The organism is Paramuribaculum intestinale (genome assembly GCF_003024925.1).
Lineage (GTDB): Bacteria > Bacteroidota > Bacteroidia > Bacteroidales > Muribaculaceae > Paramuribaculum > Paramuribaculum intestinale.
In genome coordinates, this window is the sequence record NZ_PUED01000096.1 from 1 (window position 1) to 9,743 (window position 9,743).

Here is a 9,743-nt window from a genome sequence, read left to right on the forward strand (position 1 = left end):
ACGTGGATCTCACCGACCGTGGCCGCGAAGAGGCCCGCCTTACGGGCCTCTTCGCGGCCACGGTCGGTGAGATCCACGTCGGTCCAGCCCGTGAAGCGGTTTTCAAGATTCCACCGGCTCTCGCCGTGGCGCAGCAATATGATCTGTTTCATAGAGTGAGGGTGATGTTTCCGATATAGTAGAAACACCACCCTCGCGCTATTTGTTTTGCTCCTCTTATCTGACGAGTATCTTCACCGCCTTGCCGTCGGGAGTCACTACGATATACACCCCCTTGCGGAGCGTGGCATTGATGTCGAGCAGGCGTCCGGCCATGTCGTAGAGCCGCGATCCTTCGGGGGCTGTGATCATGCCCTCGGGGGTGCAGACTACTTCGTGCGTCGTGTCGCTGTCGCTTCCGGGCGCGGAGATGCCGGTCAGTATGCGTATGGCCTGCGATAAGACTTCGCCCGGCAGCATTCCGTCCTGCACCAGCATGGCCTTGACGGTGCACGGCTCGCTGAACATCAGCGCCGAGCCGTCGTAGAGCATCGCCGGGTCGGCCTGCGGCTCGGATCCGTCGGTGGTGTAGTAGATCGAGTATGATCCCTGGGGGATGACGTAGAACGGGGTGATGATCACGGCCGTGACGCCGTCGCCCTCCTTGAAGTGGATCTTGATGGCGCCGCTGACACCCTGCGGCACGATCACCTCGCAGGCATTGACCGCTCCGGGGCGTTTGCCCTCCTCCACCATCAGAGCCTTGACCACGGCTGTGGATCGCAGGCGGAGTGCGCCTTTGTAGCGGTGGGCGGCCTTGACCTGCGGCTCCGTTCCGTCGGTGGTGCAGTAGATGCGGTAGTCGTCATCGCCCATCGGTTCTCCGGGCACGATCTCCACATCGACATAGCCGTTGCCGATGGCGGCGGCCTGTATCTCGACGTCGCCGCTGACATATTCGCGGGTGAAGTCGAGCGTGACGGTCTGCGAGTCGGAGAGGCCGGGAAGCTGCGCGTAGACGCTGACGGTGCAGGTGCGGTCAATGGTCACCGGCGCGTCGGGATATTCGTTCCACGTGGCTCCGCCATCGGTCGACCACCAAACGTAGGCGCCAAGCTCACTGTCGACGGTAAACTCGGTCGATCCGACGAATACCGGCTCGTCTGCTATGATCTCCGGGTCGTAGGTGTGGCGCACTGCATCGAGCCTGATGGGCCACAGCTCGGTCGATCCGTCGGGAGCACTCATCACGTAGGAGGTGATGACAAACACCTCTCCTTCGGGTGCTGCCATCCAGTCGAGGAGTCCCAGCGGGGCAGGATTGAGCGAGTAGACTATGCTGCGGTCGGCTTCGGGGCTTACGGTATAGACCTGGGTGTCGGTGGTGATCTGTCCGCCCTGCATGGCCACAAGCGTGCCGGCGTCGGCATCGGAGATTATCTCGCGCACTGTGGCGTGGGGCACTCGCAGACGCTCTTCGGTGGTGAGGCCGGTGAGCGGCTGCGGCATGTTGTCGGGATCGATGGTGAAGAAGCGTGTGCGGTCGTCGGGGATATTGACTATGAAGTCGGCCACGTTGTCGCCGCGCTTGTAGGCGTCGCCCCATCCGGCGGGATTCCAGAGGGCTATCCAGTGGGCGCCGGCGTCGGATACCATCATCACGTTGTCGACCACCTCGGCCACCACCATCGTGTTCATGATGTGGTGGGGTCGGTTGTCGGTCAGTGTCGACATTAGCTCGCTGACGGAGTGGACGGCCACGGTGGTCTTGGTGAAGTGGCGCGCCACCACCGCGCTCTCGGCTGTGCCGGGACGACACGAGTATGTGTCGATCAGCGAGGTTTCGCCTATGGTTATAGGCTCTCCGGCTTCGATGGTGCTATAGGCTCCGCCGTTGATGCGGTAGTAGATCGCGGCACCCTCCTCGGGGGAATTGACAGTCACTGTGGCATATGTGGCGAAGAGACCCTCGGCGTCGTCGCCGCCCGAAGTCATGGCGATGACGGTTGGCTGCAACACCGGGGTGGCCGATGCGCGCTCAAGCTCAAGGATCCACCTGCCGTCGGGGCCGGTGATCATCACTCCGTGGAGGTCGAGGCGTGCGTTGCGGTTGTCGGCCATCGGCCCGGCTATCATCTCCCGGTCGCCCCCCATGAGGTGGAAGCCGATCGGCAGGTCTTCGGCGAGCTGTGCGAAATATTCGCCGCTCTCGGAGTCGACTCTGACGCCGACATTGTGGAGGCTCAGCAGGTCGTAGCGGCGCAGGCTTTCGGGCAATGTGGCAGCCAGAGAGTAGTGGGTGTGGCCTTCGTGGGAGCAGAGGTCCATGCGGTAGGCCACGCTGAGCGAGGCCAGTTCGTCCTTGGGTATTGTGACGGGGCGCTGCTCGGCGTCGGTTTCGCGCACGGCGAGAGTTTCAAGTCCGCTGATGTCGGCCACTACGTTGCCGTCGAAGCGCTCGGGCAGTATGGTCAGCTGCGTGAATATGTCGCCCTCGTTGAATGCGTCGAGATTGTCGCCGTGGATCATGAAGAATTCCTCGCTGTCGGGGTCGGAGAGATCACGCAGATATAGCCAGGTGGTCTCGTCGGCTGCGCGTGCCGCGCTGCGGCTGCGTGCTGCCGACGGTGAGGCGAGGGTGCCGCGATGCTTGCGCGCCACCACGAACCGACCCTTGACGTCGGTGTAGGCCTCACGCCCGATCGTGCCCTCGGCAAAGCGGTCCTTGAAGGCCTGCGCGCCGTTGATGGCGGTCTTGGAGTTGATAATGTTGCGCACTGTCACTGTCAGCGAGTCGGACTTCAGATCGCCTATGATCGGGGTGATGCTCAGGCGGGCCACTCCGAGCGAGTCGAAGTAGGCGTCGGAGTCGATGCTGAAGGGGTTGTTGCCGGCTATGGTGTCGACGGTGACCCATTTGCCGCCGCGCATGGACCGGATTATGTAGTCTACGGCCGGAGTGCTCCACTGTTTCGACGGGTCGAGGCTGAAGGTCAGCGGGTCGGAGTCGGAAACAGGCCGGAGGCGTATGAATTTGTAGGCCTGGGTGCCTGCGGTGGCTTCGCTCATGTCGTCGGCAACGACGTCAAACGCCGATCCGTCGAAGTTCTTGACCGCCGGCCGACCCTTGGGGTACACCTCTATCGACTGCGGGTAGATGATGCGCTCGAATATGCTCTGCGAGCCTATCGGAGCATCGACAAGGCCGTAGATAGCAAACTTGCCGTCCGGATAGGATGTCATGTAGTCATCGAAGCTCATGGAAGTGTCGGTCCAGTAGTCGTCGAGCACGTCGGTGTCGACGCGCAGCTTTACCTTGTTGGTTTTTATTTTGTTGACGAGTGTCCGGGATGCAGCGTTCCACCCGCCGAGATCCACTACGCGTTGCTCGGCATAGAGCTGTATCTTCATCAGATCGGTGCAGTCTCCGGGCGCGTCCTTGTACCAGTCGTCGGGATATGTCGATTTCGGGCCTGCGGTGTTGTCGGGATTGTGTACCCACAGCCATTCTGCCAGTCCTGTTGAGCCGGGATTGGTGCGTTTTACCTGAACGTTGAACGGGTATTGACCTTCTTTCCACAATGGGGTGAAGTCCCATACTCCATCATTTACCATAAGATAACGGTCACCGTAGGTTTTGACATACCGGCCCTGAATTGCTCTCCTCTCGATTATTTTATCCCACATCCGGTCGCTTCCATTGGGTTTGGACGGTTTCCAGCTATCGGGGAAAGGGGTGTCGGATACAAGTTTGAGCGTGTGGCCGCCGGTTTTTTCGCCCTGGCTGAGATTTCGGATAAACGCTACATATTTATCCCGGATTTTAACCGATGCAATCATGTTGGCAAATTCGGTAAGCGTGACGATGTCTCCTGCCTTCGCATTTTTGTCGATTAGTGCGGGATCGGAAAGTTCGTGATTGTTTATCCGTTCGATCTCCACGCACCTGACAGGGGTGTACTCCCCTGTTCCAACCCATCCCAAGCCCTCTTGCTTCATGATTTGACCGACTGCATATATTCTTTTTGTGAACATAGAAATCTCGGGCAGTGCAGACGGGTTGTAGTCCGTTCCAAAAATCCATGCGTCGGTGGGCGTGTAAGACTGAGGTGAAGTTTGGTTGTCGAGAATGTATTTTATACTGAGCTGATTGAATTGGCCATATTTTTCATTGATGGAGAAATTGACTTGTTGTCGATTGTCCCAGATAGTCCAGTGTGTGCCTCCATTGTCGGTCGTGGTTTCCTTATATTGATCGGATTTTATCGTCAGTTCCGGTGCTTCGGTCGGCATGTCGCGCGCTATGCCTATCTTTATATGGGTGAATCTGAAAGCATCGTCTGAGCAATTGACGAGATCTATTTTTGTTGTGCCGTCGAGTCCTATACATCCATCCTTGTTGACTTCGAGGAAAAACTCCTCTCCGAGGTCGGCGGCCTTGTCGGCAGGTTTGAATTCGGTCATGAGCTCCGTTACCGTGCCATTGATGCCCTGAAAATTGCCGAGGGTGCCAAATAAGACTTCAGGTTTTATATCAGTAAGCTCGGTGGGGTCGTCAAAGCTCCTGATGGCCCGGATGTTGGCGTTGGCACGTTTTTGATCCCAGTAATTTTTGGACGGATTCTCCGCTATGATTGGGCTGTAGTCGTCGCCGTGAAGATTGGAATAGGCGTAGTGGTGATAAAACCGAACATACTTGATGCGTCCGTAGATGGGTTTGATGCCGATTCTTGTTCCTGGTTTGAGGGCAAGCGTTCCTACCGAATAGGTGATATCCTGGTTATTGGCGTTTTTGCCTTTGTACCCTCCGTCGAAGATGTGGGTTGTAAGAGCGGAAAGTTCGTTGAAGCGTTCGTCCGTTTTGTCATTGTCTTCGGTATTTTGCCATAGCTCCCGTGAGAGACAATTGTCGTAATTAAATGTGATTGTTATCTGATCGGTCTGCGATTCACTTTTTTTCAGGCCGGCCAACCGATATAGGACTATTCCTGGCTGCCTGTCCATCCGTTCATATTCCTGATTTGTAATCGGCTTGAAGTTCTGGTCTATTCCGGTTATATAGTAGATGTAGCCTTCTCTGCTGTCGGCCTTCATGTTGAATTCCAAGTCTTCGGTAGCAGTGACGGATGTCTGTGCGGCGATTGTGCCGATTCCGGTCGTTGTGGTCAAAAAGGTGACGACGGTCGAATAGATCAAATGTTTTATGCGCATAATTCTTGGTTTCCCTGTATATACCTGTAATCGTGTGCAAAAATAAAAATAAATGGGAAACGGAAACAATATGTGTCTTGTTTTGTAATTGGATTGTAGCATGATGCCGGAGGAACGTGCGACGGCGGCTCATCCGGGGTGTAGTGTCTGTCTGGGGTCAGGGCCAGCGGAGGGTGACGCTTGCGGCGGCCATCTCGGCTCCGCATGGCGGGGTGAGCTTGCTGACGGTGACGCTTCCGGCATCGACGGCGGGGAAGTCGGCGACCACGCGCCGGGCTATGCGCCAGGCCACATGCTCTATCAGCTGCGACGGTACGGACATCTCGCTGCGTATCAATTCAGTGAGGTCGGCGTAGCTCACGGTGTGCGCGAGATCGTCGGCCTCGGCGCCCTCAATGGCTCCGGGGCAGCTGACGGTCAGGCTCACCTCGAAGAGGTTGCCTGTGCGGCGTTCCTGCCCGCTCACTCCGTGGCGGGCGAAGAGCCTCATGCGGTCGACGCTTACGGTGAGTTTCATCGGTGTCGGTCGGGTGTGATGGGGCGGGGCGGCAGTTCAGCGCCGGTTGCGGGTGCGTTTATGGCGTGCGCCGTTGTGCTGGGCGGTCTTGCGTGCGCTCCCTTTGCGTGCGAGAGCCTGTCGGGCTGTGACGTCGTGGCCGAGGGTGTCCTCGCCGGGTCGGCGTCCGCGGTCGTCGATGAGCACGAAGTCGAGCTGGCGCTTCTCGAGGCTTGCCCGGGCCACCTGCACGCGCACGTTGTCGCCAAGACGGTAGCGCACGTTGTTGCGGCGTCCGATGAGGCAATAGTTTTTCTCGTCGAAGTCGTAGTAGTCGTCGGCGAGCTCGCGCACCGGCACGAGGCCTTCGCACATGTTGTCGTCAAGCTCTACGTATAGTCCCCACTCGGTGACTCCGGATATGACTCCGGAGTAGACTTCGCCCATGTGGTCGCCCATGTATTCGACCTGCTTGTATTTGATCGATGAGCGCTCGGCGTTGGCGGCGAGCTGTTCCATCTCGGAGGAGTGCTTGCATTGATCTTCGAGCTTCTGGACATTGACGGAGCGGCCGCCGTGGAGGTAGCGTTCGAGCAGGCGGTGGACCATCATGTCGGGGTAGCGGCGTATCGGGGAGGTGAAGTGGGTGTAGTAGTCGAATGCGAGTCCGTAGTGGCCGATGTTCTGGGTGGAGTAGACGGCTTTGGCCATGGACCTGATGGCGAGGGTGGATAGGAAGTTTTCCTCGCCCCGGCCTCTGACGTCGGAGAGCATTCGGTTGATGGAGCGGTTGACGTCGCGCGAGGTGCCGCTCTCTTTGACTTTGAAGCCGAATGTGCGCGCTATCTTGGAGAGGTCGGCGAGTTTGCCGGGGTCGGGCATGTCGTGGACGCGGTAGACGAACGCTTTGGGCTTGCGGCCGCCCCGCGGCTGTCCGACGAAGGTGGCCACTGTCTTGTTGGCCAGCAGCATGAACTCCTCGATGAGTTTGTTGGCGTCTTTCGATTCCTTGAAATACACGCTGACGGGGTGGCCTGTGGCGTCGATCTCGAAGCGCACCTCGGCGCGTTCAAACTCTACTGCTCCCTCGGCGAAGCGCTGCTTGCGGAGGGTCTTGGCGAGCGAGTCGAGGGCGAGTATCTCGGTGGAGTAGTCGCCCTGGCCGGTCTCGATCACCTGCTGTGCCTCCTCGTAGGTGAAGCGGCGGTCGGAGCGGGTGACGGTGCGGGCTATCTGCGAGCCGACGACGCGTGCGGCGGCGTCCATCTCGAAGATGACGGAGAATGTGAGCTTCTCTTCGTCGGGTCGCAGTGAGCATATGCCGTTGGAGAGGCGCTCGGGGAGCATCGGTATGGTGCGGTCGACGAGATAGACCGATGTGGCGCGGTTCTGTGCTTCGCGGTCGATGATGGTATCGGGCTGCACGTAGTGTGTGACGTCGGCTATGTGCACTCCTACCTCGTAGTTGCCGTTGGGGAGGGTGCGTATGGATAGTGCGTCGTCGAAGTCCTTGGCGTCGCGCGGGTCGATGGTGAAGGTTGTGACCTCGCGCATGTCGATGCGGCGGGCTATCTCGTCGGGGGTTATGCCGGCGTCGATATGGTTGGCGGCCTCCTCCACGTTGGCCGGATAGCGGTAGGGTAGTCCGAATTCGGCGAGTATGGCGTGCATCTCGGTGGTGTTTTCACCGGTCTTGCCGAGTATGTCGATCACTTCTCCGCGGGGGTTTTTCTCTTCGTCGGGCCACGACGTGATGCGTGCCACGGCTTTGTCGCCGGTCTTGCCTCCGCGGAGCTTGCCGCGGGGTATGATTATGTCGGTGGCGAGGAACTTGGAGTCGGTGACGAGCACTCCGAACTGTTTCTCCACGCGCAGTGTGCCGATGAATGTCTGCTCTTTCTGCTCAAGTATCTCCACCACTTCGGCCTCCGTTTCGACTCCGCGCCGGTTGGCGGCCACGATCACCCGGACCTTGTCGCCGTTGAGGGCGTGCATGGAGTTGCGTTCGGCCACGAATATCGATTCGCCGTCCTCGTCGGTCACCACGGAGTTCTTGCCGTTGGAGCGGCGGACGAATGTGCCTGTCGACACGCTGCCGCGCTGCGGGGCCTTGTATTTGCCCGGCGACACTTCGAGCAGGTCGCCGTCAAACGCCAGTTCGGCCAGCTGCAGTGCTATGGTGCGGTGCGCGGCCGGGGTGTCTTCGTCGATGGCGTAGGCCACCTGGCGATAGTTGAAGGTGTTGTTTTTCTGGCGGCTGATATATTCGAGCACTTTCGCTCTGATGTCCTTGGCGGTTGTCTTGGCCGATGTTCCGGCCGTTTTTTTTGCCGTGGATTTGGTTTTGGCAGTGGATCGTGGCATTTCGGTTATGATTAAGCGGTGGGTGGAGAGTGTGGGTGGAGCGGATCGCGGCGGTGTCTCCGGCCGCGACCCGCTCCACTATGAGTATAACGCCGGTTCAGGCATCGATGTTGGCGTAGTTGGCGTTTTCTTCGATAAATATGCGTCGTGGTTCCACTTCGTCGCCCATGAGCATGTCGAATATGCGTTCGGCTTCGATGGCGTCCTTGATGGTCACCTGCTTGAGCAGACGGTGTTCGGGCGACATGGTGGTGTCGCGGAGCTCTTCGGCGTTCATCTCGCCCAGACCTTTGAATCGCTGCACTTTTGATTTCTCGCCGTGCCTGGCTATGAACTGCTGCACCTGTTCGGGTGTCCAGCAGTAGTCCTCGATCTTGCCCTTGGTGCATTTGTAGAGGGGCGGCGTGGCCAGATAGAGGTAGCCCTGTTCGATGATGGGTCGCATGAACTTGAAGAAGAATGTCATGAGCAGGGTGGCGATGTGCGCTCCGTCGACGTCGGCATCGGTCATGATGATGATCTTGTGGTAGGCGAGTTTGGAGAGGTTGACTGCCTTGGAGTCTTCCTCTGTGCCTATGCTGACGCGCAGCGCGCGGAACATGGTCTGTATCTCCTGGTTGTCGAACACGCGGTGCTCCACGGCTTTCTGCACGTTGAGAATCTTGCCTCGCAGCGGAAGTATGGCCTGGAACTGGCGGTCGCGTCCCTGCTTGGCGGTGCCGCCTGCGGAGTCGCCCTCGACGAGGAATATCTCGCAGTTCTCGGCTGTGCGCGAGGAGCAGTCGGCGAGTTTGCCGGGGAGTCCGCCGCCCATGAGCGGGGTCTTGCGGAGTATTTTGTTGCGTGCGTTGTAGGCTGCCTGTCGGGCCTGTGCGGCGAGCACGATCTTGTCGACGATGGTGCGGGCCTCCTTGGGGTGCTCTTCGAGGTAGTTGCCGAGCGCTTCGCTGACGGCCTGCGACACGGAGGCCATCACCTCCTGGTTGCCGAGTTTGGTCTTGGTCTGTCCCTCGAACTGCGGTTCGAGCACTTTGACCGACACTACGGCCGTGAGTCCCTGGCGGAAGTCGTCGCCGGCCACCTCTACTTTGGCTTTTTCGAGTATCTTGTTGTCGTCGGCATATTTCTTGAGGGTCTGGGTGAGTCCGCGGCGGAAGCCGGTGAGGTGTGTGCCGCCCTCTATTGTGTTGATGTTGTTGACGTAGGAGTAGACGTTCTCGCTGAAGTCGGTGTTGTAGGTGAGCGCCACCTCCACGGGTATTCCCTGGCGCTCGGTGGTGAGGTGTATGACGTGGGGTATCAGCTCTGTCTTGTTGGAGTCGATGTAGCGCACGAATTCCTCAAGTCCGTTCTCGGAGTGGAACACTTCGCTGCGGTGCTTGCCTTCGGCGTCGGTGACGCGTCGGTCGGTGAGCGTGAGGGTGATTCCGGCGTTGAGGAAGGCCAGGTCGCGCAGACGGTTGGCCAGTGTGGAGTAGTCGTAGACGGTGACGGTGAATATCGATGCGTCGGGCAGGAATGTGATGGAGGTGCCGGTGTGGGTGCTCTCGCCCTCTACGCGCAGCTCCGTGGTGGGCTTGCCGCAGGAGTATTCCTGCACGTAGTGTTTGCCGTCGCGGTTGACCTCGGCGCGGAGGTAGGTGGAGAGGGCGTTGACACACGATACGCCTACGCCGTGGAGTCCGCCCGACAC

The 9,743-nt window shown here is 59.0% G+C and carries 5 protein-coding genes; all 5 read right to left on the bottom strand.

Annotated features, from left to right (window positions below; genetic code table 11):
* Positions 1-152: histidine phosphatase family protein (locus C5O24_RS08170; RefSeq protein WP_205961081.1), on the bottom strand; the 152-nt coding region annotated here is incomplete at its 3' end.
* A 64-nt stretch (positions 153-216) separates the two neighbouring features.
* Complete coding sequence (locus C5O24_RS08175) at positions 217-5,148, bottom strand: chitobiase/beta-hexosaminidase C-terminal domain-containing protein (RefSeq protein ID WP_161553855.1); 4,932 nt, start codon at positions 5,146-5,148, stop codon at positions 217-219.
* Positions 5,149-5,347: 199 nt separating this feature from the next.
* The gene (gene folB / locus C5O24_RS08180; RefSeq protein ID WP_107036109.1) at positions 5,348-5,707 is read right to left on the bottom strand and encodes a dihydroneopterin aldolase; all 360 of its coding nucleotides are present in this window, start codon (positions 5,705-5,707) and stop codon (positions 5,348-5,350) included.
* A 36-nt stretch (positions 5,708-5,743) separates the two neighbouring features.
* Positions 5,744-8,050 (bottom strand): ribonuclease R, encoded by a 2,307-nt coding sequence (gene rnr / locus C5O24_RS08185; RefSeq protein WP_107036108.1) that lies wholly within the window; start codon positions 8,048-8,050, stop codon positions 5,744-5,746.
* Positions 8,051-8,147: 97 nt separating this feature from the next.
* On the bottom strand, positions 8,148-9,743 hold a 1,596-nt coding region (locus C5O24_RS08190), incomplete at its 5' end, for a DNA gyrase subunit B (RefSeq protein ID WP_107681688.1).

What these genes read in the sequence shown, in the direction of transcription:
- folB (WP_107036109.1), bottom strand. Translation starts at nt 5,707, where the DNA reads ATGAAACTCACCGTAAGCGTCGACCGCATGAGGCTCTTCGCCCGCCAC.
- rnr (WP_107036108.1), bottom strand. Translation starts at nt 8,050, where the DNA reads ATGCCACGATCCACTGCCAAAACCAAATCCACGGCAAAAAAAACGGCC.